The 26,024-nt window shown below is 35.4% G+C and carries 28 protein-coding genes; 20 read left to right on the forward strand and 8 right to left on the reverse strand.

Going from position 1 to position 26,024, the window contains the following annotated elements; translation table 11 throughout:
- Positions 1-242: 242 nt before the first annotated feature.
- The 3 genes from EKL99_RS12740 to EKL99_RS12750 form a co-directional block, all read right to left on the reverse strand.
- Positions 243-2,117: a M1 family metallopeptidase gene (locus EKL99_RS12740; protein WP_126577079.1), complete on the reverse strand. Its 1,875-nt coding sequence runs from the start codon at positions 2,115-2,117 to the stop codon at positions 243-245.
- Between the two features lie 149 nt (positions 2,118-2,266).
- Positions 2,267-3,898, reverse strand: coding sequence for a S8 family peptidase (locus tag EKL99_RS12745; protein WP_126515245.1), 1,632 nt, complete (start codon positions 3,896-3,898; stop codon positions 2,267-2,269).
- Positions 3,899-3,974: 76 nt separating this feature from the next.
- On the reverse strand, positions 3,975-4,835 hold the full coding sequence (locus EKL99_RS12750; RefSeq protein WP_126577080.1) for an MBL fold metallo-hydrolase: 861 nt from the start codon (positions 4,833-4,835) through the stop codon (positions 3,975-3,977).
- Positions 4,836-5,002: 167 nt separating this feature from the next.
- Here EKL99_RS12750 and EKL99_RS12755 point away from each other — a divergent pair, with 167 nt between their 5' ends.
- The 8 genes from EKL99_RS12755 to sufD all read left to right on the forward strand — a co-directional run bounded on the left by EKL99_RS12755 (position 5,003) and on the right by sufD (position 10,325).
- On the forward strand, positions 5,003-5,332 hold the full coding sequence (locus EKL99_RS12755; protein ID WP_126455801.1) for an iron-sulfur cluster assembly accessory protein: 330 nt from the start codon (positions 5,003-5,005) through the stop codon (positions 5,330-5,332).
- A gap of 43 nt (positions 5,333-5,375) precedes the next feature.
- Positions 5,376-5,633: a four helix bundle protein gene (locus EKL99_RS12760; RefSeq protein WP_126552925.1), complete on the forward strand. Its 258-nt coding sequence runs from the start codon at positions 5,376-5,378 to the stop codon at positions 5,631-5,633.
- A 155-nt stretch (positions 5,634-5,788) separates the two neighbouring features.
- On the forward strand, positions 5,789-7,237 hold the full coding sequence (gene sufB, locus EKL99_RS12765; RefSeq protein WP_126457852.1) for a Fe-S cluster assembly protein SufB: 1,449 nt from the start codon (positions 5,789-5,791) through the stop codon (positions 7,235-7,237).
- Positions 7,238-7,256: 19 nt separating this feature from the next.
- Positions 7,257-7,460 (forward strand): DUF2683 family protein, encoded by a 204-nt coding sequence (locus tag EKL99_RS12770; protein ID WP_126552921.1) that lies wholly within the window; start codon positions 7,257-7,259, stop codon positions 7,458-7,460.
- Entirely contained in the window at positions 7,451-7,690 is a 240-nt protein-coding gene (locus EKL99_RS12775; protein WP_126457846.1) for a Txe/YoeB family addiction module toxin, read from the forward strand. The genes EKL99_RS12770 and EKL99_RS12775 overlap by 10 nt, the downstream gene beginning before the upstream one ends.
- Before the next feature lie 44 nt (positions 7,691-7,734).
- Complete coding sequence (gene sufC / locus EKL99_RS12780; RefSeq protein WP_126455797.1) at positions 7,735-8,487, forward strand: Fe-S cluster assembly ATPase SufC; 753 nt, start codon at positions 7,735-7,737, stop codon at positions 8,485-8,487.
- Between the two features lie 49 nt (positions 8,488-8,536).
- The gene (locus EKL99_RS12785; protein WP_126552919.1) at positions 8,537-8,911 is read left to right on the forward strand and encodes a four helix bundle protein; all 375 of its coding nucleotides are present in this window, start codon (positions 8,537-8,539) and stop codon (positions 8,909-8,911) included.
- A gap of 97 nt (positions 8,912-9,008) precedes the next feature.
- Positions 9,009-10,325: a Fe-S cluster assembly protein SufD gene (gene sufD, locus EKL99_RS12790; RefSeq protein ID WP_126552917.1), complete on the forward strand. Its 1,317-nt coding sequence runs from the start codon at positions 9,009-9,011 to the stop codon at positions 10,323-10,325.
- A gap of 70 nt (positions 10,326-10,395) precedes the next feature.
- On the opposite strand, the gene EKL99_RS12795 is transcribed toward sufD, so the two are convergent.
- Positions 10,396-11,742 carry a serine hydrolase gene (locus EKL99_RS12795; RefSeq protein WP_126577081.1) on the reverse strand — a complete coding sequence of 449 codons (1,347 nt, stop codon included), beginning with the start codon at positions 11,740-11,742 and terminating at the stop codon, positions 10,396-10,398.
- A gap of 237 nt (positions 11,743-11,979) precedes the next feature.
- On the opposite strand from EKL99_RS12795, the gene EKL99_RS12800 reads away from it, so the two are divergent.
- The 10 genes from EKL99_RS12800 to EKL99_RS12835 all read left to right on the forward strand — a co-directional run bounded on the left by EKL99_RS12800 (position 11,980) and on the right by EKL99_RS12835 (position 17,901).
- Positions 11,980-13,194: an aminotransferase class V-fold PLP-dependent enzyme gene (locus EKL99_RS12800; protein WP_126577082.1), complete on the forward strand. Its 1,215-nt coding sequence runs from the start codon at positions 11,980-11,982 to the stop codon at positions 13,192-13,194.
- A gap of 106 nt (positions 13,195-13,300) precedes the next feature.
- Positions 13,301-13,732 carry a hypothetical protein gene (locus EKL99_RS12805; protein ID WP_126577083.1) on the forward strand — a complete coding sequence of 144 codons (432 nt, stop codon included), beginning with the start codon at positions 13,301-13,303 and terminating at the stop codon, positions 13,730-13,732.
- A gap of 23 nt (positions 13,733-13,755) precedes the next feature.
- Positions 13,756-14,175 (forward strand): SufE family protein, encoded by a 420-nt coding sequence (locus EKL99_RS12810; RefSeq protein WP_126457833.1) that lies wholly within the window; start codon positions 13,756-13,758, stop codon positions 14,173-14,175.
- A gap of 71 nt (positions 14,176-14,246) precedes the next feature.
- Complete coding sequence (locus tag EKL99_RS12815) at positions 14,247-14,666, forward strand: GxxExxY protein (protein WP_126567857.1); 420 nt, start codon at positions 14,247-14,249, stop codon at positions 14,664-14,666.
- 183 nt (positions 14,667-14,849) lie between these two features.
- On the forward strand, positions 14,850-15,173 hold the full coding sequence (locus tag EKL99_RS12820) for an SUF system Fe-S cluster assembly protein (RefSeq protein WP_126455787.1): 324 nt from the start codon (positions 14,850-14,852) through the stop codon (positions 15,171-15,173).
- A gap of 82 nt (positions 15,174-15,255) precedes the next feature.
- Entirely contained in the window at positions 15,256-15,765 is a 510-nt protein-coding gene (locus EKL99_RS12825) for a DUF2480 family protein (RefSeq protein ID WP_126552907.1), read from the forward strand.
- Between the two features lie 25 nt (positions 15,766-15,790).
- Entirely contained in the window at positions 15,791-15,958 is a 168-nt protein-coding gene (locus EKL99_RS14465) for a hypothetical protein (protein ID WP_156063277.1), read from the forward strand.
- A 12-nt stretch (positions 15,959-15,970) separates the two neighbouring features.
- Entirely contained in the window at positions 15,971-16,123 is a 153-nt protein-coding gene (locus EKL99_RS14470) for a hypothetical protein (RefSeq protein WP_156063279.1), read from the forward strand.
- 206 nt (positions 16,124-16,329) lie between these two features.
- Entirely contained in the window at positions 16,330-17,454 is a 1,125-nt protein-coding gene (locus tag EKL99_RS12830; RefSeq protein WP_126577084.1) for a PQQ-dependent sugar dehydrogenase, read from the forward strand.
- A 3-nt stretch (positions 17,455-17,457) separates the two neighbouring features.
- The gene (locus EKL99_RS12835; protein WP_126577085.1) at positions 17,458-17,901 is read left to right on the forward strand and encodes a cytochrome c; all 444 of its coding nucleotides are present in this window, start codon (positions 17,458-17,460) and stop codon (positions 17,899-17,901) included.
- A gap of 22 nt (positions 17,902-17,923) precedes the next feature.
- Here EKL99_RS12835 and EKL99_RS12840 read toward each other — a convergent pair whose 3' ends face one another.
- Entirely contained in the window at positions 17,924-20,002 is a 2,079-nt protein-coding gene (locus tag EKL99_RS12840; protein WP_126577086.1) for a TonB-dependent receptor, read from the reverse strand.
- Between the two features lie 341 nt (positions 20,003-20,343).
- Between EKL99_RS12840 and EKL99_RS12845 the strand changes: the two genes are divergently transcribed.
- Both EKL99_RS12845 and EKL99_RS12850 read left to right on the forward strand, forming a co-directional pair.
- Positions 20,344-21,372, forward strand: coding sequence for a hypothetical protein (locus EKL99_RS12845; protein ID WP_126567852.1), 1,029 nt, complete (start codon positions 20,344-20,346; stop codon positions 21,370-21,372).
- Between the two features lie 15 nt (positions 21,373-21,387).
- Positions 21,388-22,236: a polysaccharide deacetylase family protein gene (locus tag EKL99_RS12850; RefSeq protein WP_126567851.1), complete on the forward strand. Its 849-nt coding sequence runs from the start codon at positions 21,388-21,390 to the stop codon at positions 22,234-22,236.
- A 201-nt stretch (positions 22,237-22,437) separates the two neighbouring features.
- Here the strand turns inward: EKL99_RS12850 and EKL99_RS12855 are convergent, their stop codons facing one another.
- From EKL99_RS12855 to EKL99_RS12865, 3 genes are read right to left on the reverse strand one after another with little or no spacing between them, the layout of a single operon-like run.
- Positions 22,438-23,691 (reverse strand): murein hydrolase activator EnvC, encoded by a 1,254-nt coding sequence (locus EKL99_RS12855; protein WP_126455028.1) that lies wholly within the window; start codon positions 23,689-23,691, stop codon positions 22,438-22,440.
- A gap of 23 nt (positions 23,692-23,714) precedes the next feature.
- Positions 23,715-24,500 (reverse strand): DUF4292 domain-containing protein, encoded by a 786-nt coding sequence (locus EKL99_RS12860; RefSeq protein WP_126457815.1) that lies wholly within the window; start codon positions 24,498-24,500, stop codon positions 23,715-23,717.
- Positions 24,500-25,849: a lipopolysaccharide assembly protein LapB gene (locus EKL99_RS12865; protein ID WP_126577087.1), complete on the reverse strand. Its 1,350-nt coding sequence runs from the start codon at positions 25,847-25,849 to the stop codon at positions 24,500-24,502. The genes EKL99_RS12860 and EKL99_RS12865 overlap by 1 nt, the downstream gene beginning before the upstream one ends.
- Between the last annotated feature and the right edge of the window lie 175 nt (positions 25,850-26,024).

Consider the following 26,024-nt stretch of genomic DNA (forward strand, 5'->3'; position numbering starts at 1 on the left):
AAATAATTGGTTCGTTTATATTTCATAAAAATAGGGTATAATTTACAAGCTACAATACCCACTTTTAGGGATATTTTTAGTAACGAAAAAACAAAAAACTTCAAGTATGGAAACATGAATTTAATTTAGAAACGATGACTGTCGATATGTTGGAGCATTTGAAGTAAATCATTTAACAATATAAACCAAAAAAAAAGTCTAGTTGTGAAAATTAGACTTTTTTTATAACGTTTCAATAGTAGTTACTTTATTTCGTACGTATTGTTTTCCTTTTTCAAATCAGCCATTAATCCGCTTGGGTCAATGGTAATTTTTTTGATGGAAGTTTTCGATTTAGAAATATCAAATTCAAAGGTTGGGTACGCCCACGCCCAATCATTCAAAACCGTTCTTTTTATGGCGGGATTTGGATTTTCTTTTTCGAAACTCATCATGCGCAACGGAATGTAGAAACTTTCCGTTGTTCCATCTGTGTACTCCACTAATAAATCAATTGGCATTGGCATTCTACCAATTCTTTCTAAAGTAACGGTTGTTTTGTCTCCATTTTCTTTTATATCCTTAATACCATAATCAATAGTATTGGTGGTTTCTGTCCAATCCACTAAGTACCAATCGAGATTTGCTCCAGAAATTCGTTCTGCAGATCTTTTAATGTCATTTGGCGTAGGGTGCTTGAATTTAAAATCGCTGTAATATTTCTTCAATGTTTTCATGACATTATCTTTTCCAATCAAATATATCAATTGAGTCAAGAAAATTTCCCCTTTACTATACGATGTGATGCTGTAGACTCTGTTTTCATCAAAACGATCTGCATGCGTTCCTTGTGGTAATTCTTTTCCCGAATTTGCCATAGAAAAATAACCGGTATAGGCTCCTGTATAAGGGTTTTCTACTTTTTTATTTGCAATTTCATTCAGTCCAAAATCTTCCAGAAATGAGGTAAAACCTTCGTCCATCCATCCGTGTTTTGATTCATTGGAAGCCAAAACATGTTGGAACCAAGAGTGCGCCATTTCGTGTGCGGTTACACCGAGCAAACCTTCAAACGTGCCTTGTCCTAAAATTAACGTACACATGGCATATTCCATTCCGCCATCGCCACCTTGAATTACGGAGTACTGCTTATATGGATAATCGCCAACCGTTTTGTTGTAAATCTCCATTAACTGTACTGTTTTGAGCTGTAAATTTTTCCAGTTCTGAATAAATTGTGGGTTGTTTTTATACAAAAAATGAATGTCGACACCATTAGGTCCTTTCGCCACATCATGAATATAATCCTTATCTGCTGCCCAAGTAAAATCATGAACCATGGGTGCATTAAAATGCCAAGTCAACGTTTTTGCTTTCTTTGGCACATTGACCACAACACCTTGATCTTGGTAACCAAAACCAATTTCATTTTTGTTTAGTAAGTAGCCCGTACCGCCTAGAACGTAGTTTTTATCGATCGTGATTTTGACATCAAAATTTCCCCAAACACCGTGAAATTCTCTGGCGATATACGGATCAGCATGCCAACCTTCAAAATCAAATTCCGCCATTTTTGGATACCATTGCGACATGGATAATGCTACACCTTCAGCATTATTTCTTCCGGAACGACGAATCTGAATGGGAACCTGACCCTCAAAATCTAATGTAAATGTAGTTTTAGTATTCGGTAATATTGGCTTGGCCAAAGTCACTTCAAGAATAGTTCCAACCTCTTTTGCAGTAGCAACTGCTCCATCTTGTTTAAAATTTGAAATTCGCAAAAAACCAATTTCATTTGGTTTCAGGTTTTTAATGCGGCTTTCCTTCACTTCTTTACCGTCTACTTTTATTTTGGTGACCATTCTGCCGTCAGGATCTTTGATACTTTGGATTCTGGCATCCATTTCGCTTCCGGGCTGAAAGGCATTATTAAATAGGTGATAATATACTTTTCTCAAAGTATCCGAAGAATTATTGGTGTATACCAATTCCTGCTTCCCGGTGTACTGGTATGTTTTTACATCCAAGGTAACATCCATTTTGTAATCGACATGTTGTTGCCAATACGAGGAGTTTTGGGCAAAAACAGTTCCGAGACCAAAAACAACAAAAGAAAATAAAAGTAATTTTTTCATATGTAGATAATATTTGTTTTTTATAGGAATATGGTATCGCCAGATCTTCATTGGTGTTTGCGACAGCTTCTGTCATGGCGATTTCATAGGTAGGTTTAAATAAAAATGGAAGGACAAACTGCCCTTCCAAGTACTAAATTCTTAAAATATTATTTTTTAGACATTTTTTCTGCCATGAGTAAAGCATTGTATGCATTTACTATTTTACCAGATTTAGAAAGTGCCGAAAAGGGACGCGTGTCATTTGGTTTTCCTCCCACAATAACAGCTGTTGTAATTGCAATTCCGGAATCCATCAAGATGTGTTTTACTTGTTGCGCGGATAATTTTGGGTAATACGAACGGATCAAAGCCGCTACTCCGGCAACGTTTGGCGCAGCCATTGAAGTTCCTTGCAAGTATTTATAAGTATCGTTTGGAGTTGTAGCATAGATTTTTACGCCAGGCGCAAAAACATCTACATTAATTTTTCCAATGTTAGAAAAACGAGCCACCACTTTGTTTCCATATTCAAAATTTAAAGCCCCAATTGTGATAAAATTATCTGCAAACTCTGTTATTTTATCCTCAGAGTCATTTGGAAAATTGTCTGCATAATCGATGTCTTTTGCGTCATTTCCGGCTGCATGTACAATCAAGACGTCTTTTTTCTCTGCATATTTTATAGCATCGTACACCCATTGCTTGTGAGGAGAAAAGCCTTTTCCAAAACTTCCGTTGATTACTTTGGCTCCATTATCTACTGCGTAACGAATTCCAAGTGCAATATCTTTATCATACTCATCTCCATCCGGCACAGCGCGAACGGTCAGAATTTGAACATTATTAGCCACACCATCACCTCCCAAAGTATTATTTCTGGTTTGAGCAACAATTCCGGCAACGTGAGTTCCATGAAGAATTTCGTTCTTGTCTGGTCCCATCACATTATTATTCCCGTATTTAGTATCCGTAATATCATTTGGATTGTCGCCTACTACTTTACGATAATCTGTTTTTAGATTGTCACCGTTTATAAGGGCAACCTGATCGTCTAATTGTTTTTGAATAGCCACTTTTAGTTCCGCAATTGGCAATCCATAAGAGAGCATTTGTTGCATAGCCGCTTTGCTCTTTTGTATTTCCAGTTCTTGCGAAACAATCGCATTTACCTCTTCAATGGTATAAACTGACTTACCAAAATGTTTTACTAAAGTAGCATCGCTGGTCATAAGAGCTGCTAACATTTGCTCGGAACGTGTTTTTCCTGCCGCAGCATCAGCCACTTTTTTGTCATTCAACGCTTTTGCAGCTTGATAGGTAACGTCATCTACCAGGGTTTTATCTTTGATAATTCTTTCGTATTCCAGATTCTCTTTGGTACTATCTCCAAGAAAATTCCAACCGTGAATATCATCAATATATCCATTTTTGTCATCGTCAATTCCGTTTCCGGGAATTTCTTTGGTATTAGTCCAAAGTGCCGATTTTAAATCCTCATGTTCAATATCCACTCCCGAATCTACAATCCCAACAATAACAGGCACGCCTTTTTTACCCTTCAATAATTCAGCATACGCTTTATCTACGCTCATTCCGGGAATCGTGTCAGTAACAATATCTAAATGGCTCCAACGTTTCAAGTCATTTTCAGTTATTGGTGCTTTTTTTGTAATATTCAAAGGAGCGCTTATGGCAACCAGTCCAGAAATTGAAGTATTTGAAACTTGTCTTGAAGCGCCACAACCTGCTAATGCTAATAAAGCAAAAGCAGAAATGCAAATGGGTTTAATGGTATTCATCGAAAATGTTTTTTGTTAATTTTAAAATATTTGTCTAAAATAATTTTTTTTGTTACAACTGAAACTATACTTAACACTACGTTAAGACTTCATCACATGAAAACCGTTCTTTCAAACGCACCCCTTTTTCCGTTTTTTCAACCGTTATGATTTCGTTATGCGCATCATGTTCTAAAAATAAATAGTAATTATTTTCTGCTGCAGCATTTAGAAATTTCGCTTTTTCAGGCATCGTTAACAAAGGTCTGGTGTCATAACCCATGACATACGCAATGGGAACGTGTCCGGCTGTTGCCAATAAATCAGCGCAAAAAACGATTGTTTTGTCATTGTATTGTATGTGCGGAATCATTTGCTTTTCCGTATGTCCATCAGCAAAGAAGATGCCAAAACCCAATTCCGATTTTGCCAGAAAATCGCCTTCCGGTCTTTGGATGAAATGCAACTGACCGCTTTCCTGTATCGGCAAAATGTTTTCAGACAAGAACGATGCTTTCTCTCTGGGATTTGGTTTGGTTGCCCATTCCCAGTGATTTTCGTTACTCCAGAATTTAGCGTTTTTAAAAGCCGGTTCATACCCCGTTTTGCCCTTATTCCATTGTACACTGCCCCCACAATGGTCAAAATGCAAATGCGTCATAAAAACATCCGTGACATCATCCCGATGAAAACCGTGTTTGGCTAATGAGTTGTCCATCGAATGGGTACCCCAAAGCGAGTAATATCCAAAAAATTTATCGGATTGTTTGTTTCCCATTCCGGTATCAATCAAAATCAATCGATTGCCCTCTTCTATTAGTAAACAACGAGCGGCAATGTCAATCAGGTTATTCTCATCTGCGGGATTGGTTTTGTTCCAAATGGTTTTTGGCACTACGCCAAACATTGCACCACCATCTAATTTAAAGTTTCCAGTTTCTATGGGGTATAATTTCATGTTTTTGTGTTTTTTGAGAAGTTTCAAAGTTAAGGAATTCAAATGCTTTTAGTTGTTTAAAATAGCTTTTTTCTATTTTTGTATTGGTTATAAAAATGTTATCAACTATGTAAAAAGCTTTTTATATACTATCTTTGTCTTTAATTTAGACAAAATCAATATAAGCTATGATAAAAGTTTCTGACACAGCAAGAAAAAAAATCATCGATTTAATGCAAGATGATGGTTTTGACGCCTCCATAGACTACGTGAGAGTAGGTGTGAAAAGCGGCGGATGTTCTGGATTGTCTTATGATTTAAAATTTGATAAAACAAAAAGCGACGACGATAAGATTTTTATTGACAACGATATCACTATTGCTGTCGAAAAAAAATCCTTTCTGTACCTAGCCGGAACAGTATTAGAATTTTCAGGAGGAATAAATGGCAAAGGATTTGTTTTTAATAATCCTAATGCCAATAGAACATGTGGTTGCGGTGAGAGTTTCTCTCTTTAATTTAAAGATTGAAAAATTTAAAAATTAAAAGATTAATGATAGTATGACAAAATCATTTGAAGAATTTGATGTCCATAAAAAAGGTATTGTCTTAACTAAATTAGTTTTTGAATTATTAAATAATAAATCCTTGGAAAAAGAATTTGGTTTTAAGGACCAAATAAAAAGAGCAGTAGTTTCAATTACAAATAATATTGCCGAAGGTTCAGAATACAACAGTAATAGACAATTTACAAGATATTTAAAAATCTCCAAAGGCAGTTGTGCTGAGGTTAGAAATATGTTGGTATTATCCAGATAGTTAGGTTTTTGCAATCACGAAGAAATTCAAAAAAGTTATAATTTAACTATTGAGATTTCTCAAAACCTTTCTAATTTTATTAAATATTTAGACACAAATAATAAAGTTTAATATTCAATAATTGAATCTTTAAATCTTTAAATCTTTAAATCAGAATGAGCAAATATACAGAAGACGACTTAAAAATCGAACTCGAAAATAAAGAATACGAATACGGATTTTACACTGAATTAGAATCAGAAACGTTTCCTATAGGTTTAAATGAAGATATCGTTCGCGCTATTTCGCACAAAAAAGGAGAACCTCAATGGATGACTGATTGGCGTCTTGAGGCTTTTCGTGCTTGGGAGCAAATGACAGAGCCAGAATGGGCAAATGTGCATTATACCAAACCTGATTTTCAGGCTATTTCCTATTATTCAGCTCCAAAAGCGGTAGATCCAAATAAAACATTGGATGATGTAGATCCGGAACTTTTAGAAATGTACAAAAAGTTAGGCATCTCTGTCGATGAGCAAAAGATGATGAATAATGTAGCTATGGATATCGTTGTGGATTCCGTTTCAGTAGCAACGACTTTCAAAAAAACATTAGGCGAAAAAGGAATTATCTTCATGAGTATTTCTGAAGCTATTAAAGAACATCCCGAATTAGTTCGTAAATATTTAGGGACAGTTGTACCGCAAAAAGACAACTTTTATGCGGCGCTGAATTCGGCAGTTTTCTCGGATGGATCTTTCTGTTATATTCCAAAAGGCATTCGTTGTCCAATGGAACTATCTACTTATTTTAGAATTAATCAAGCAGGAACAGGACAATTTGAAAGAACATTATTAATTGCTGACGAAGGTAGCTATGTGTCTTACTTAGAAGGTTGCACCGCTCCAAGTCGTGATGAAAATCAATTGCACGCTGCAGTAGTAGAATTAATCGCTTTGGACGATGCCGAAATAAAATATTCAACCGTACAAAACTGGTATCCGGGAAACAAAGAAGGAAAAGGCGGCGTTTTCAACTTTGTAACCAAAAGAGGAATTTGCGAGAAAAACGCAAAAATTTCCTGGACACAAGTGGAGACCGGCTCTGCAATAACATGGAAATATCCTTCGGTTATTTTAAAAGGAGACAATTCAACCGGCGAATTTTATTCGATTGCGGTGACCAATAATTTCCAACAAGCCGATACAGGAACTAAGATGGTGCATCTAGGTAAAAACACTAAATCTACTATTATATCTAAAGGGATTTCTGCCGGAAGATCACAAAATAGTTACAGAGGTTTGGTGCGCATTTCAGCAAACGCAGAGAACGCTAGAAACTTTTCACAATGTGATTCCTTATTAATGGGAAACAATTGTGGCGCGCATACGTTTCCTTATATCGAAAGCAAAAATCCATCGGCAAAAATCGAACATGAGGCTACGACAAGTAAAATTGGCGAAGACCAAGTTTTCTATTGCAACCAACGTGGAATTCCAACCGAAAAAGCTATTGCTTTAATCGTAAACGGTTTCAGTAAAGATGTATTGAATAAGTTACCAATGGAATTCGCCGTAGAAGCACAAAAATTATTAGAAATTTCGTTAGAAGGTTCTGTAGGGTAATTTTTTAAATCTAAATATTATGGATATAATTTTAAAAAATGTAAAGAAAAAAGATTTTCCATTGTTAAAATCGTTGGCGAAATCACTTGGATTTGAAATTGTAAAAGAAGAAAATCCATATAACCCTGAGTTTGTAAAAGAAATTTTGGAAGCAGAACAAAGTATTAAAAACGGGAAAGGGATAAAAATGACGATGGAAGAAATACGTGCTTTATGCAAATAGTATTTACGACTAAAGCTAGAAAAGATTTAGATTTTTGGATTAAATCTGGAAATAAAAATATTTTAAATAAAATTACAGATTTAATAGAAGACATTCAACTACATCCTTTTGAAGGAATTGGAAAGCCGGAACAATTGAAATACCAGCTTTCTGGAAAATGGTCAAGAAGAATAAATCAAGAACATCGCATTATATATAAAGTTACCGAAAAAATACAATTGAAATATTAGACATTTTATCACTAAAAGGTCATTACGAATAAACAAAGAAACAAATGTTAAGTATAAAAAATTTACACGCCTCAATAGGTGACAAAGAAATATTAAAAGGAATCAACCTTGAAGTAAAAGCGGGAGAAATTCACGCGATAATGGGACCAAACGGTGCCGGAAAAAGCACGTTAGCCTCCATCATTGCAGGAAACGAAAACTACGAAGTAACCGAAGGCGAAATCACTTTAGACGGAGAAGACCTTTCGGAATTGGCACCAGAAGAAAGAGCGCACAAAGGCGTTTTTCTTTCGTTCCAATATCCAGTGGAAATTCCAGGAGTTTCAGTTACCAACTTCATGAGAACAGCAATCAACGAAACCCGTAAAGCTAAAGGATTAGAAGAAATGCCTTCTAATGAAATGCTAAAAGTGATTCGGGAGAAATCAGAATTATTAGAAATTGACCGTAAATTTTTATCTCGTTCTTTAAACGAAGGTTTTTCTGGTGGAGAAAAAAAACGGAATGAAATTTTCCAAATGGCAATGCTAGAACCAAAATTGGCTATTCTTGATGAAACTGATTCTGGACTTGATATTGATGCCTTGCGTATTGTTGCAAATGGGGTAAACAAACTAAAAAGCGACAAAAATGCAATTGTAGTGATCACACACTACCAAAGATTGTTAGACTATATCGTTCCTGATTTTGTTCACGTATTGTACAATGGAAAAATTGTAAAATCTGGTGGAAAAGAACTGGCACACGAACTGGAAGAAAAAGGATACGACTGGATTAAACAAGAACAAGAAGCTTAAAATTAAAATAGTCTAAAGTCGAAGGTCATAAAGTCAAAAGAAAAAAGTAATGGGAAAATTTAATTCTTTCGAAGAAATTAATTCTTGGCAAAAAGCAAGAGTTTTTAACAAAAAAGTTTACTTAGTTACCGAAAATACAAATTTCAAGAAAGACTTTGATTTCACTAGACAAATTAGGCGAGCATCAATTTCTATATCATCAAATATCGCTGAAGGCTTTGAGAGAAATACAGACAAAGAGTTTATTTACTTTTTATATGTTGCAAAAGCTTCCGCTGGAGAAGTTCGTTCTCAATTATATTTAGCATTTGATTTAGATTATATTACTAAAGAAGAATTTGAAAAACTTTTAGAATCAGTAACAGAAATATCAAAATTGTTAAGTGGTTTTATTAAATACCTAGAATCTAGTCGTAAAGTTTAAAAATCGAAAGTCGAAAGTCTAAAATAGTTGAATCAGCTATTTTATGCTTATACCGACTTTAAGACATTTGACTTTCGACTTTAAGACTTAAATAAAAATGGAATTAAAAGAAAAATTACTATCGTCTTTTATGGCTTTCGAAGAACGCATTGATGTACACTCTGAACTTCATGACGTGAGAACTGCTGCCATAAAAAACTTCGAAAATAAAGGTTTCCCAACAAAAAAAGAGGAGTCTTGGAAATACACATCGCTAAACGCCATCCTGAAAAATGACTTTACCGTTTTTTCAAAACAGGAAAATGCAGTTGAATTCAACCATGTAAAAAAATATTTCTTACACGAAATAGACACCTACAAAGTAGTATTTATCGACGGTGTTTTCAGTTCTAATTTATCGTCAACCACACACGAAGGGATTGATGTTTGCTTAATGTCATCGGCATTGACCAAACCAAAATACAAAATGGTTATTGATACTTATTTTAATCAAATTGCCAGCAAAGAGGAAAGTCTAACATCATTGAATACGGCTTTCGCCAATGAAGGAGCGTATATCAATATCCCAAAAAGTAAAGTAGCTGACAAGCCTATTGAAATCATGTATTTCTCTACAGGGAATGAAGCAGCACTAATGGTTCAACCTAGAAATTTGATTATTGTAGGGGAGAATTCCCATGTACAAATTATTGAACGGCATCAAAGCTTAACCGAAAATCCCGTATTAACGAATTCTGTGACTGAGATTTTTGCTCAAAAACGCGCCATCGTTGATTATTATAAAATTCAAAACGATACGCTTGAAGCCAATCTCATTGACAATACCTACGTTTCTCAAAAACAAGAAAGCAGTGTATCCGTTAATACGTTTTGTTTTGGCGGAAACCTCACCAGAAACAACTTGAACTTTTATCATTTTGGAGAAAGAATCGTAAGTTATCTTAACGGAATAACAATAATTGGGGAGAAACAACACGTAGATCATTACACTCTAGTGCAGCACTCTACTCCTAATTGCGAAAGTCATCAAGATTATAAAGGAATCTATTCTGATCGCTCGACGGGCGTTTTCAACGGAAAGATTTTTGTAGAAAGAGAAGCCCAGAAAACCAATGCCTTTCAGAAAAGCAATAATATACTATTGAGTGATAAAGCAACAATCAACGCCAAACCGCAACTAGAAATTTTTGCTGATGATGTAAAATGTTCTCATGGCTGTACTATTGGACAATTGGATGAAACCGCAATGTTCTACATGCAAGCGCGTGGAATTCCTAAAAAAGAAGCCAAAGCGTTATTAATGTATGCCTTCTCCAATGCAGTTATTGAAAGCATTAAAATACCGGAACTCAAAAAACGAATTACTACGATTATTGCAACTAAATTAGGTGTAAAAATGGGATTCGATTTGTAATCAACACTAAAAAGAAGTTATAATAGTAACCCTGTCAGAGTTTAAAACTCTAACAGGGTTTTTTATCCAATCATTTTTTCACACTCTCCACAATCCCACGCAACATTCCATTAAAATCAAAATTAGGATTTTCCTTCAAACCCATTCGTACAATCACTAAATCCAGTGATGGAATAATCGCTACCATCTGACCTTGAAAACCGCTGCAGTAATACATATCTCTGGGAACATCAGGGAAGTGTCCGCCGGCATTGAGCCAAAAGTGTCCACCATATCTTCCATTGGAAGTGTTTGTAGGAGTTGCGGTGTATTTTGCCCAACTTTCGTTGAAAATTTGTTCACCATTCCAGTTGCCTTTATGCAAATACAACAACCCAAATTTAGACCAATCACGTGTGGTAGCCCAACCGTAAGATGAACCCACATAATTTCCTGCCATATCCGTTTCGATTACCATCGAGTACATTCCTATTTTATCTATCAAGGCACTGTACCAGAAGTCTAAATATTCCTGATGCGTTTTGAACTGCTTCCGTAAAATTCCCGAAAGCAAATTCGTGGTCCCCGAAGAATAATTCCAATGCGTATTCGTCCGGAATACCATTGATTTTTTCCGTTGTACAAGGGTCATGTCTTCGGCTTGGAAAAGCATTTTGGTGGCATCAGAAATTTTATCGTATTGCTCCTCCCATTCTAAACCGGAATTCATGTGTAATAAATCATTGGTAGTAATACTTTTTCGATCGTCATTTTTCCATTCTGGAATTGGAGCAGGTTTGTAAATATCGTATTTGCCTTGTATTTCCAAAATTCCAAACATGGCGCTGGTAATACTTTTTGTCATCGACCAACCCAATATTTTACTGTTTTTATCAAAACCGCTATCGTATTTTTCGGCAATAATTTTATCTTTATAAATCACTAAAAGGGAGCGGGTTCTTTTTTTGATTGCCTCTTTTTCATCAAAAGCATTGGCAACAGCCGCATTCAATTTAGTGTAATCAACATCTGAAAAAACAGTGTCTTTTGGCTCGTTATTCCCGTATGGAAAAGGCATATTAATATTCAATCTCGTTCTTTTAGGAAGCAAATACGGCTTTGAAACATCAAAATCATCGTTGATTAAAGTGGCCCCCAAGCCTTCACGATAAATCGCTTTTCGTTCTTTCAAACCATAAACCGAAGCAACCGCAAATTTTCCGGTAGCTTCTATTTTGTTTTTGGCTAAGTCAATCATATCGATGTCATTGTCGCCTTTTTCTATCATTTTCTGCGAACGATTATCAATAAAATGTCCCGAGGCTATACTTTTGGCTGAAAAGCCAGAAATTAAATCCAATTTTGGATAGGTTATTAAACCAACATAAAAGATTCCGATAAAAGAGACAAAACCAACGAACTTGAATACTTTTTTCATAGAGGCTTAATTTGAAGCAATTTAATAAAAAAGAACCACATTATTGGAACAGTATCGGATTGAGAAAATGAGGTATTATTAACAAGTGTTTGCTATAAATTAATTCCAATTTCACTACTTTTGTATGTAGAAAAATTCTAAATAAGAAAAGACCAATACTAAATTGGATTGTCTAAAAAATTGTTGACTATTGGCGTTCTATCTTACCAATAAAAACAATAAAAACAAGCAGATAAAATGTTAGATGTAAATAAAATTAGAGCCGACTTCCCTATTCTTTCTCAGAAAGTAAACGGGAAAGCATTGGTTTATTTTGACAACGGAGCCACTTCGCAAAAGCCACAAGTTGTGATTGATGCGATCTCTAAATACTACCAGGAAATCAATGCTAATATTCATCGTGGTGTTCATACGCTGAGCCAACTGGCCACCGATGCTTATGAGATTTCACGCGGTAAATTACAAAATCACATCAATGCAAAATTTCCCCATGAAGTGCTTTTTACTTCGGGGACTACTCATGGAATTAATTTAGTGGCCAATGGATTTGCTTCGATTTTGAAACCCGGTGATGAAATTTTAGTTTCGGCAATGGAACACCACAGCAATATTGTGCCTTGGCAAATGTTGTGTGAGAAAACCGGAGCAATTTTGCGGGTCATTCCAATGAATCTGAATGGCGAACTGATCATGTCCGAATATGACAAATTACTTTCGGACAAAACGAAGATTGTAACAGTAAATCATATTTCGAATGCTCTTGGAACTGTCAATCCTATCAAATACATGATTGACAAAGCACATGAGGCAGGAGCCGCAATTTTGATTGATGGCGCACAAGCCGTTCCACACCTGAAACCAGATGTACAAGAATTAAATTGTGATTTTTATGTTTTTTCAGGACATAAAATATGTGGTCCAACAGGCGTCGGAATTTTATACGGAAAAGAAGCGTGGTTGAATAAATTACCCCCATATCAAGGCGGAGGCGAAATGATCAAAGAAGTAACTTTCGAAAAAACTACTTATGCGGAATTGCCCCATAAATTTGAGGCCGGAACACCAAATATTGCCGGAGGAATTGTTCTGGGAACTGCGGTTGATTATATGAACCAAGTGGGTTTTGACAACATTCAACAACAGGAATTAGAATTATTGGAATATGGAACCAAACGGTTATTGGAAATTGAAGGGTTGAAAATTTTTGGCACCGCAGCAGCAAAGACTTCCGTAATATCCTTTAATATTGAAGGCATTCATCCGTACGATATTGGCACTATAATTGACAAGCTAGGAATAGCCGTACGAACAGGCCATCATTGTGCGCAACCCATCATGGATTTCTTTAAGATTCCAGGTACGATACGAGCATCATTTGCTTTTTATAATACCACCGAAGAAATTGATGTTATGGTTGAAGCTATTAAAAAAGCAAAAGTCATGCTGTCCTAAAATTTAAAATTATCTTCATATGAAATCGCCATGACAGAAGCTGTATCAAACACCAATGAAGATCTGGCGATACCATATTCCTATAAAAAACAAATATTATCTTCATATGAAAATACTATCTATTATATTCCTGACTATTTTTATGGGCAACGGTTGCAATAGTGCCAAAGCACAAGATATGGAAACTACTGTTATTGAATACACGGTCAACACCAGAGGTTTTTATCAAAAAATAACGGTGAAAAATCAGATACTGACAGTTTCAAAAGACAGAGATGGAAATGACAAACCAATACCCAAAAAAGTATCGGATGCCGACTGGAAAGAATTAGTGGATTGTTTTAAAACAGTGAAATTGGATAGTTTGTCTAAGCTCAAAGCGCCCAGCGAAAAACGTTTTCATGACGGTGCCGCTATAGCCAAACTGAAAATTACCCTTAAGGAGAAAGCCTATGAAACCACTAGTTTTGATCACGGTTTTCCACCAAAAGAAATTAAGAAGTTTGTGAATACGATAACTTCATTAGCTAAAGAATAATACTGAAATAAATTCAGCATAGTATGAAAATTAAAGAAATACAAGAAGAAATTGTAGCGGAGTTCTCCATGTTTGACGACTGGATGGAGCGTTATGAATACATCATCGAATTAGGAAGAAAGCTTCCTTTAATCAAAGAAGAATTCAAGACAGAGAACAACATTATCAAAGGCTGCCAGTCCAAAGTGTGGTTGCAAGGAGAACAAACGGATGATAAAATTATTTTCACTGCTGACAGTGATGCCATTTTGACAAAAGGAATTATTGCGATATTAATTCGTACTTTTTCCAATCAAAAAGCATCTGATATTCTGGAAGCAGATCTACATTTTATTGACGAAATAGGTTTGAAAGAACACTTGTCGCCAACTCGAGCCAACGGATTGGTATCTATGATAAAAAATATAAAAATGTATGCTTTGGCGTTCAACGCACAGAATTGATTTCAAACATATAAGTCATATCAATTTTTTTAATTCAAATTAACATACACTAACTTTACCAACGTAAGCTGATGGCTGTAAACATAACGAGGAGTTATCTCAAAGATTTAGTGTATCAGGTTAATGGAGCAGCGATTGAAGTTCATAAAAGTATAGGTCCGGGTTTATTGGAATGTGTTTATCATCAATGCCTAAAAAAAGAATTAGAATTACGGAAAATAAATTATTCTTCTGAATTACTGGTCCCTTTAAAATATAAAGGATATGAGTTAGAATCTAAATTACGATGTGATTTATTTATTGAAAATGCTCTTGTTGTTGAATTAAAATCGGTAAGTGAAATAAACCCAATTTATGAAGCACAATTACTTACTTACATGAATTTATTAAATGCGCCAATTGGTTTGTTGATTAACTTTAACGTGAAAAATATTTTCTACGAAGGTCAAAAAACAATGGTGAATGAATTATATAGGCGGCTTGGAGACTAAAAAAAATTAAACATATAAGTCATATAAGCAAATTTAGATGAATGTTTTACTTTGAACAAAGAAACTTACATGACTTATATGTTTTAAAAATATTAAAAACTAAAATAAAAACGTACACATACTTATATCTTCTTTAAAAAGAGAAACTTATATGACTTATGTGTTTAAAAAATAGACAAAATTATGACACAAGAAATAGACACAACTGAATTAGGAGAATCGATCGTAAAAATATTAAAGACTATTTACGATCCGGAGATTCCTGTAGACATTTACGAATTAGGATTAATTTATGACGTGATGGTCAATACGGATTATGAAGTAAAAATCCTGATGACCCTTACTTCGCCCAACTGCCCCGTTGCAGAAAGCTTACCAAGAGAAGTGGAAGAAAAAGTGAAATCGATCGAACATGTAAAAGACGCTGAAGTAGAAATTACTTTTGATCCGCCTTGGAGCAAAGATTTAATGAGCGAAGAAGCTAAATTAGAATTGGGAATGCTTTAAATTAGTCCTAATGTCGAAAGTCATAAAGTCTCTAAGTAATTGACCTTATGACTTTAGACATTCGACTTTAAGACTTTTAAAAATGGAAATAATAAATAAAGTTGCGAATAGTGTTTTGGAAGTTTTCGATCTTGAAGACTATTATCCAAAAGGGATTCGTACGCAAATCGATATTTCAAAATGGCTTTTAGAAGGATTTTTATTGAAAGAAAAAGACTTTAGAGAGGAACTGAAAAATCACGATTGGTCACAATATCAAGATCACTATGTGGCAATTCACTGCAGCACTGATGCTATTGTTCCTGCCTGGGCTTCGATTTTGGTTGCCATTCAATTGGCGCCATTTGCAAAGAAAATTATCAATGGAACCTTGGAAGATTTAGACGCATCCTTGTATGAAGAATTACTCCCTAAAATTGACTACTCAGCGTATGAAAACAAGCCTATTATTATAAAAGGATGCTCCAGAAAACCGGTTCCGATGCGGGCTTATGTATTGGCCGCGCATTACTTGTACCCTTTTGCACGAAGTATCATGTATGGTGAAGCCTGCTCTGCCGTTCCATTATACAAAGCGCCTAAAAAAGGATAATACCATTACGGAAACTAAAAGCGCCATGAAAGGAAAGCCGGTATTAGTATCTGTGAATATTTCTAATCCAATGGTTTTTGGGGAATTTAAAAAAGAAGTAGATGCCATCGTGGGAGAATTTGGTGTTCAAATGGAAGCTTTATTGGATATTGTTTCGGGTAAAACAGAACCTTCCGGATTATTGCCATTGTAAATGCCATTGAATATGACAACCGTTGAAAAACAATTAGAAGACGTTCCTCTTGACATGATTCCACACACAGATGCATCTGGTAATGTGAATGATTTTGGTTTTGGATTGAACTGGAAAGGGGTAATCAACAACGACAGAACTGCAAAATACAGCGCTAAGAAATAATTTTTTTTCAAGAAGATTAAATTTAACCCCCTGATTTTTAGGTGAGTTTTTTGTCCAATTCTAAATTTAAATCATAGCTCTAAAAAAGGAATTCAATAGCTCCCTTTTGTTAATTCTAAGCAAAATCAAATACTTATTTGCCTTTTTAAATCCTCTTTTACTATCTTTAAAAGATTTCTTTTTTTTAAAGACCAAAAATGATACTCATGAAAAAAATTAAATTAGTTTCACTTTCAATTATATCCTTTCTTTCTTTAAGTTGTAACGCTCAGGTAAAATCTGATGACATTCCTATTAAAGACGAGGTAAAAAACTATACGCTTGAAACCGTGGTTGCAGATATTGTTGTTCCGTGGGGGATGACTTGGTTGCCAGACGGTGCAATGTTGGTTACTGACAAAAGTGGTATTCTATATCACATTAAAAACGGAACAAAAACAGAAATCAAAAATGTTCCAAAAGTATACGCACGCGGACAAGGCGGGTTATTAGACATCGCTTTACACCCTGATTATGCTAAAAATGGTTGGATTTATATGACCTTCGCTTCCGATGAAGGGGAAGGTACCGGCGGTCACACAAAACTCATTCGAGCCAAATTATTGGACGGAGCGCTGACACAAATCGAATCACTTTACAAAGCCACTCCAAACACTACAAAAGGACAACATTTTGGTTCCCGAATTCTATTTGACGACGATGGTTATTTATATTTCTCCATCGGAGAGCGGGGCGAACATTTTGTAAATCCGCAAGACATTACGCGTGATGGCGGAAAAATATACCGATTAAATGATGATGGAAGCATTCCTAAAGACAATCCATTTGTAGGTCAAACCGGAGCCAAAGAAGCAATTTACACTTATGGAAATCGGAATCCGCAAGGAATGGCCAAAAACCCCGTAACAGGAGCCATTTGGGAACATGAACATGGTCCGCAAGGTGGAGACGAAATCAATATCATAAAAAAAGGAATCAATTATGGATGGCCTGTGGTTACTTATGGTATCGATTATGACGGAACCACCATTAGTAAAGAAAATGAAAAACCAGGCATCCAAAAACCTATTTATTATTGGTTGCCGTCCATCGCTCCAAGCGGAATGACCTTTGTCACCAGCGACAAATATCCAGACTGGAAAGGACATTTATTGGTGGGCTCTTTGAAATTCCAATATCTTGAATTGCTAAAGTTAAAAGGAAACGAAGTGATCGGCAGACAAAAAATTGCAACCGGAATTGGTCGCGTGCGTAATGTGGCACAAGGTCCGGATGGCTATATTTATATGGGCGTGGAAGGAAAAGGAATTATTAAAATTATACCAAATTAAACGATGTTGATAACGAAATTATTTTTAGGATTTGGAGTGTTTGTATTGGGAAGCTTCTCTTTTGCAAATCCATTTTCCGCAGACAACTATATTGACTTGAATACTGAAACCGCAGTTGCTGCAAAACTTCAGTCACCCGGAAAAGAAATTTATGCAGATTTTTGCATGCAATGCCATGGCGCAAATGGAAAAGGAGATGGTAAGAACTTCCCGCCTCTAGACGGTTCGGACTGGTTAAAAACTAAGAGAAATCAAAGTATCGCTGCCGTAAAATTTGGACAAAGTGGCGAAATTGCTGTCAATAAAATCAAGTACAATAGCAGCATGCCGGCCATGGGACTTACGGATCAGGAAGTGGCTGATGTGATGAATTACATTATGACTTCCTGGAGTAATAAACAAACCAAAATCGTTACCGAGAAAGAAGTCGCGGGCATTAAAAAATAAAATATCGGCTTAGGATTCCTATCTAAAAAAGAAACGCTACCGAAAAACCACCGTAAAAATTGACGGGATTTCCTGGATAAAAATAACGTGGCGCAGCAGTGCCAAAACCAACTGCGTTTGGCAAAATATTAGCCGCATATTTAGTATCCAAAGCGTTATTGATTCCAGCATTCAGCTCTGTTTTCAGGATTTTAAGAATCGTGAAAACATAGGTCGTTTTAATATCAAGCAACGAATACCGCTCACTGTATTTTGTATTGGAATCATTTAACGGAATTTTACTAATCGTTCGGAAAGAAGTATTGACACCAAATCCATTTTTTGTGGTTAAATCTACTCCAAAATTAAATTGCTTTTCAGGAACGCCCGTCAATTGATTTCCCGAATAATCAGCATCACCATCCAAGAATTCTTTGAATTTAAAGTTATTCACCGCACCTGAAAAATAAGAAGTCATTTGAAATTGGGTAAGTTCGAAAAGTTTGTAATTAACCAAGAATTCTAATCCTGAATGTGAACTGCTTCCTGCATTAATCCCAACAAATTGATCATTGGCGGTGCGTCGTGCCACTAATAAATTTTCAATTTGTGTGCTATAAAACGTTACTTCGGTGTATATTTTATTTTCAAGCCAGTTTCCTTTGAAACCCAATTCATAATTCCACCCCACTTCTGGTTTCAAATCGGTGTTTATTTGCCCTTCTGGAGTCAATGTTTCAGCAACTGATGGCACCGAAAATCCTTTACTCACCGATGTAAATATATTTTTTCCTTTGCTTACTTTATACGAGAAACCAATTCTTGGTGACCACACATTTCCAAAAGTAAAGGGCATTTTTTGAGCCCCAGAATTATTTTCGAAAATATCTTCTAACGAATATTTGGTTGTGTTAAATGCTACTCCGGTTTCCAGATGCAGTTTTTCTGAAATCCAAAATTCCATTTGTAAAAAGTAGTTGCTGTAGTTCCGGTTTTGTTCGATGGAGCTGAATTCGTCGCCTTTTAAACTACCTTGACCAGGTTGCGATTTGTACAAATTTTTAAAAAGGGAATACGCGTATTTTTCCGTCAATAATTCGGTGCCAAAACTCAGTTCAAAGGGCAAAGAAAACAATTGGTCTTTGTAATTCACATTCGAACGAAGGCCTAGCGAACTTGTTTTTTCGTCCAAAATGTCAAAAGGTCTGGGTTCGTAAGCATCTTTAAAATTAGAAAAAATACTGGTTTGCAGCGACCATTTTTCAGAAAATTGATGGTCGTATCCTAAACCCAGCATGAATTTATCATACGACTCAAAACCTTGTGCGGCTGCCCATGTAGCGGCTGCTTTCTCTGGATTATTTTTTAAATCCGTCTCATTAATAGAACTTGGAATAAAAGCTTTCAATCGGGTGAATGTTCCCAAAAAGGAAAAACTACCCTTTGAATTAATTTTTTGTTTGGCATGCAGGTTAAATGATTTTCTGTCATAGGAACTATTTTCCCTGAATCCCTCACTTTGTAAATCCGTAAAACTCGCAAATACATTCGTTTTGGAATCGCTGTATCCTGCCGAGAGTCGGTTTTGTAGCAACCCAAAACTCCCAAAAGTAACTGTTGATTTTCCAAACGATTCCAATAATGGAGTTTCTCTTGAAAACAACTGAATCACGCCACCCAAACCGGATCCAAAACTCGTAGAATTTGGTCCTTTTATGATTTCTATTTTTTCGATTGACGCTAAATCAATATCGTCAATAGTGGTTTCACCATCACCGGAACTCAATGGTATACCATCAAAATAGGCTTTTATTTTATTGGTTCCGTATTGAGATCTGGCGCCAATGCCACGAATCGTAATCCTGTTGGTGTTCAACGCACCTTGTTGCATGGTAACCCCGGGAATTTTGTTTAGTACAGGGGTCAGTATAATGCCATCACTTTTATTGATGTCGGCAGTAGTAATCACTGAAACGGAAGAAGCAGTGTTTTGAGGTGCATTTTTAATTGGCGAACCCTTCAAAGTGATTTCTGAAAGGGCTATGGTATCTTTTTTTATTTGTCCAAAAACAGTGAAAACACTACATAAAAAAAGAAGAAAGGAAAGGCTGTTTTTGAACAATTTTTGTTGTGTTTAAGGGAATGAAAACGTTTATAAAGTTAGTATTTTCTTTTTGTTCCAAAAAACCCTTTTAAATAAAATATGGATTAAATAAAAATGCTCCCCACAATTATTAAGTTGCAATTTACATTCTGTTTCATATTGTTTTGAATTCGATTAAAGATTATTGTAAAATTACACAAAAGTCTAGTTTAAACGGAAATTATATAAAAAACACCATTTTAAAAACACTAGTTTAACCAAAATGACGTTCTTTAAAAATCATATCTTTGTGATTAATCCCAGAATTAAATTATCTTTAAACTTGGACCTTCATTTTAAATAAAAAGTAGTAGCTACCTATGAAAAAATCAACAATTGCATATATCACACTTCCCGTATTATTGTTAAGTACGCTAGCCTGTAATCGGAATAAAGCCGCTGATAATGAAAGTGAAACAGAAAAACCGGCCACCGTAAAAGTAGATTCGATAGAAAAGAAAATATCCCTTACCATCGACACGCTTGATTTTAATACCAGAATGATTGCCTTAAGCAACAATGACACCTCGGGCAGATGGCCTGTAAAAGCCCCTTATCCTTTACCGGGCGCACTCTTACCCTACAATAGAATCATTGCTTATTACGGCAACTTATATTCCACCAGAATGGGAATATTAGGTGAAATTCCCCGAAAAGAAATGTTGGCAAAATTACAAGGTGAAGTGGCCAAGTGGCAAGCTGCTGATTCTACTGTAAAAGCAATTCCGGCTTTGCATTATATTGCCGTTACCGCTCAAGGCGCTCCGGGAAAAAATAATATGCACCGCATGCGTATGCCATTTAAGCAAATAGACACTATTATAAGTTGGGCAAAACCTATAAATGCGCTGGTATTTCTAGACATTCAGGTGGGACACAGCACCGTTAAGGCAGAAGTGGCAGAACTGGAACAATACCTTTCAATGCCTAATGTACACCTTGGAATTGATCCGGAGTTTTCTATGAAAAATGGAGAGCGCCCAGGTTCAAAAATCGGGCATTTCACTGCCGCTGATATTAACGATGCCATTGACATATTGGCAAATATTGTGCGCAAAAATAAACTGACTCCAAAAGTGCTTGTAATACACCGTTTTACTCAGGGCATGGTAAAAAACTATAAAGAAATCAAGACCGTTCCTGAAGTTCAAATCGTTATGGACATGGATGGTTTTGGAAGTAAAATTCTAAAAAAGTCCACGTATATGAGTTATATTTATAGAGAACCGGTACAATTCACTGGTTTTAAATTATTTTATAAAAATGACAATAAAAACGATTGGAAGATGTACAGCCCAGAGGAATTAGTAAAATTTACTCCAAAACCAATTTACATTCAGTACCAATAATTTACCAATTGATTTATGAAGAATATTCTTTATTCCCTTTCTGTTGGGTTTTTTTTAGTAGTTGGATGCCAATCAGAACCTCGTAAAATAATACCGGAAATCCCGCTTATAACTGTTCCTGCAAAAATTATTGCACCAAAAAAAGTAGCGGCTGATGCTGCGACTATTCTTTCAAAAAAAGAAGTACCCGTTTTATGTTATCATAATATCCGAGATTTTAGTGCCAGTGCGAGCGGAAACATGAAAGTGTACACCGTAAAACCTGATGCTTTTGCAGCACAAATGAAAGCCTTAGCCGATGCAGGATATAAAACCGTTTTGCCACAACAACTCTATGATTATTTAGTATTTGATGGTCCCTTACCGGAAAAGCCAATCATGATTACTTTTGATGATACCAGAGAAGAACAATTTAGCATTGGCGCAGCCGAAATGAAAAAACAGGGTTTCAAAGGCGTGTTTTATATTATGACTGTCTCAATTAATCGTCCCGGATATATGAGCAAAAAGCAAATTAAAAGCTTATCTGATGACGGACATGTGGTAGGCGCGCATACTTGGGATCACCACATGGTTACAAAATATATGGGCGACGACTGGAATTTACAATTGGTAAAACCAAAAGCAAAATTAGAAGAAATCATAGGAAAACCGGTGACGGATTTTGCCTATCCGTTTGGATTATGGAATACTGCAGCTATTCCTGAAATTAAGAAAAGTGGTTATGAAATGGCTTATATTTTATCAACCAAAAGAGATCCTGCAGATCCATTGTACACTATCAGACGTATTATAGTTTCCGGAACCTGGTCTACTGAAGGAATGATGAAAGCTGTACATTCTTCTTTTAATAAAGCAGAATAACCCATTAAAAGGTTCTAAATTCGTTAATTTATTCAAAAATCAAACAGCTATCTATACTAACACTACAGCAATGGAGCACAACCGTCAAAAAGGTTTCGTCAACAGACCTTTTATCCATTAATACTAAAGAATTCCTTAACTAAAAAAAGCACTATCAATTCGATTGAATTGATAGTGCTTTTTTTATCAGACAACTATTTTCTATCTTGGGGACAACCAGCTTGAAGGATTATTATAGGTTGTATTTTGTAGGATTAAAAATTTAATTATCGTTTTTCCGGTCTCGCCATTCGTTCTTACTTTTCCAAGACTTTGCTTTATACTCACTTTATCTCCTTTATTGACTGACACTGAGCTTAAATTTTGATAGACCGTAAAGAAATCTCCGTGCTGTATCATTACGGCTTTGTTTACTGGTGACAAAACGATGACACTGGTTACTTCTCCTCCAAAAACAGCTCTGGCACTTGCGCCATTGTCCGTAGTGATTTCTACACCGCTGTTGTGAACCGTAATTGTATTGAACAAAGGATGGGTTTGGTTTCCATATCCTAATGATATATATCCTTTTTCAACAGGATACGGCAATCTTCCTCTATTCGCTCTAAAATTATCAGCAACTATTTTAGCTTCGGGAGTTAACTCAATTTTAGAGGATGACACTGCACCTCTGGAAACCGGAGCACTTGGATTGGCTTTCGCTTTTTCTAAGGCGGCTTTCCTATTGGCTGCCGCAATGGCTTCCCGAATTAATTTATTGATTTGTCTGTCAATTGATTTGTACTCTTGTTGTCTTTTCTTAAGCTCTTTGGCAATCATATTTTTATCTTTTTTGATAAAATTTACTACCTTTTGCTGTTCTTTCTTTTCCTTTTCCAGAGCCAATCGTTCCTTTTCGTTTTCGGCAATCAGTTTTTGTTTTTCCTTTTTTTGAATGTTTAATTTATCATTATAGTCCAATAACTTGGTCGACTTAGATTTAATTTCCTCGCCCTGTGCTTTTCTATAACTGGTGTACTGCTTCATGTACTGCGCTCTTTTGTATGCCTGTAAAAAGTTTTCAGAAGACAATAAAAACATCGCTCTACTTTCTGACGAACGGCTTTTATATGATTTTAAAATCATTTCGGCATAATCCTCCTTCAGTTCCCCCAATTCTTTTTTTAATTTATTGATCTGAACCTGATTAATATACATATCGTTGTTAAGCAACTTGGTTTGCTTTTCAGTGGTATTTATTAATTTTTCTTTAAGCCTTATTTTAGTACTTTGAATAATCACCACATTGAGAGCGGATTTCTCTTTTTTCTTTACATTCTGCAGTAATCTTTCATTTTCTCGAATTTCTTTTTGAATTTGAGCTTTACGTTCTTCTAATTTTTCTTGTTGGGATTCCTGACTCCATAGTAATGAAGTGGTACAAATTAAAATTAGGCTTAGGAGAAATTTTGGCATATCGGAAAAATATTTTTGCTAATTTACTTAATTATAATTCTTTTGTACCCATTTGGAACACTATAAGGAAAAGAAAGTTCTTCATTGAAAGTTACCGTATTGTAATCTAAACTGATTTCGGTAGTTCCTTTCTTCTGAAACGTATTAATTAAAACACTTGTAGGCAATGTTGTCTCGTTGTATACTTTGTTGTCTGTGTATGTAACTTTGATCGTTCGCTCTTCGGCAGTTTGTGTAATTTCTTGCTTTTGAACTAAAAATTTATCGGCATCTAAAAAGAATGATTTTTTTGTGTTTTTGTTCGATGTATCATCTAATCGATAGGTTTGTTCCAATAATGTTTCTAGATATTTTCCTTTAGTCAAATCATCAATAGCCTGACCTAATAACATGTTCTGGATTTTATTATAATCCAAATCCGTTCCTAACCACTGGCTTAAACTGCTGAAATCCCCTTCAAAATAGTTTCCGTTGATTTTTTCGTAATAGCTCACCGTGGAAGGCGTAATCAATGCTTTTGCCATTGTAATTCCAAGAAAACGAATGCTTACTAAAATTTGTTCGTCTTTCTTGATTTTAATTTCTGCGGTAACGTTTTGGGTCTGCTTGTCATCCGCATAACGCGCGCTTGACTTAATGTATAATGTAGAAAATTCATTTTTATTGTTATAATGATTTTCTATTATTTTTTTGGCTGACATATACCCCGCTTCAGCAACGGGCTCATTACTGGCAGCAACCACAATGGCTTTAGATTTACAAGAAATCATAAAAACAGTAAGTAGAACTACTATTGAAATTTTTTTCATTATTTTTTTTCTTTTAATAATTGATTGGCTTTAGAGAAAAACGAGTCTTTTTTCTTGAAATCTCCCAAACCATTATACGCTTCTCCAAGTTGAATATTGAAATTGATTTCCAACTCTTTATTCTCCACTACATAATCCATGCCCATTTCTAAAAAACCCTTCGCCTTTTTAAATTGTTGCAGCTGATTGTTGGCTAAACCCGCATAATAATAAAACTGAGGCTGCGTTGGAAAAGTCTCCATAAGTGCCGAAGCTTTCCTAGCTACTGTATCAAATTGTTTCATCTCCGTATGCGCTTGAAGCAAAAGTAAATTCATTCCGACGGCATCATCAGATTCCTTATTTGCTGATTTTTCATAATACATAATTGCTTTGTTCCACTGTTTTTTAGCATGGAAAAACTTCCCAATTTCTTTGGCAACATCAACGGAAGTATCCTTGTCAAAATAGCCGACAGCCTTCTCTAAATCAGCCGAATATTGCGGATTTTTATCGGTAAAAACCAGAAACTCATTCAGAATTCGGTGTTTAATCTTTGAATCAATTTTGGCACTGGCCAAAACAATATTCATTGCTTTAATGGCTTTTGGTGCGTCATTAGCATCCAAGTAATTTTTGAATACACTTACTTGTGCCCACTCCGAATCTGGGATTGCTTTTTCGAGTTTTTTGACGGTTTCAAACGCTTTTGACTCTTCATTATTTTTCGAATACAAAAAAATTAAACTGATATAATTGAACTCATCCTGTGGGTTTTTAGCAATCAGATCTACCAGATTGGTAATCTCCATATTCTGAAATTTTCCTACAGACAGAATCTGGCTTTTGTATAATTCCCTTCTATCTGTTTTTCCGATGGTTTCATTAAGTTCCTGAATCAGTGCCAAAGCTTTCTCATACTGATTAGTCCCCATATAAAGTGAGGTCAAATCTTCTTTGTACTTGGGATCAAATTCAATCAACTTATTGATGACGGTAATTCCCTGAGTAAAATTTTTAGTTTCGTAACTCACATCATACATTCCTATCCAGAACCACTTGTTTTTAGGATCAATTTTAGTGGCGTTTTCAAAGTAATTATAAGCACTTTTATACTCTTTTAATGCTAAATAATTCTTCCCTAACTCATAATATACGGCGGCATCATTGGGTTTAATTTTATTGGCTTTATCCAAAGCTACAATTGCTTTATCATAGTTCTCAATCCCTTTTTGCAACAACGATTCATAAAAAAGTTCCTGAAACTGATCCGTATCGAGCTTTATTTCCTCAGGTTCTGTTTGTGCCCACAGCAAAGCCGAATTGCATTGCAAAACGAGAAATAAAATTATGAAAGCGCTTTTTTTCATGCTGTATTTTTAATCCTGAATCTTTTTTATATAATACCACTTAACATTACAAATAATAACATTTCGTCGCATACTTGTTTAAACATATAAGTCATATAAGTTTTGAATTAATTCAAGTAAAACCAATAGTTCATTTAAGCGAAGCCACATAGCCTTGCAAGACTCGTATGTTTAA

Source organism: Flavobacterium sp. ZB4P23 (assembly GCF_003970375.1).
Classification (GTDB): Bacteria; Bacteroidota; Bacteroidia; order Flavobacteriales; family Flavobacteriaceae; genus Flavobacterium.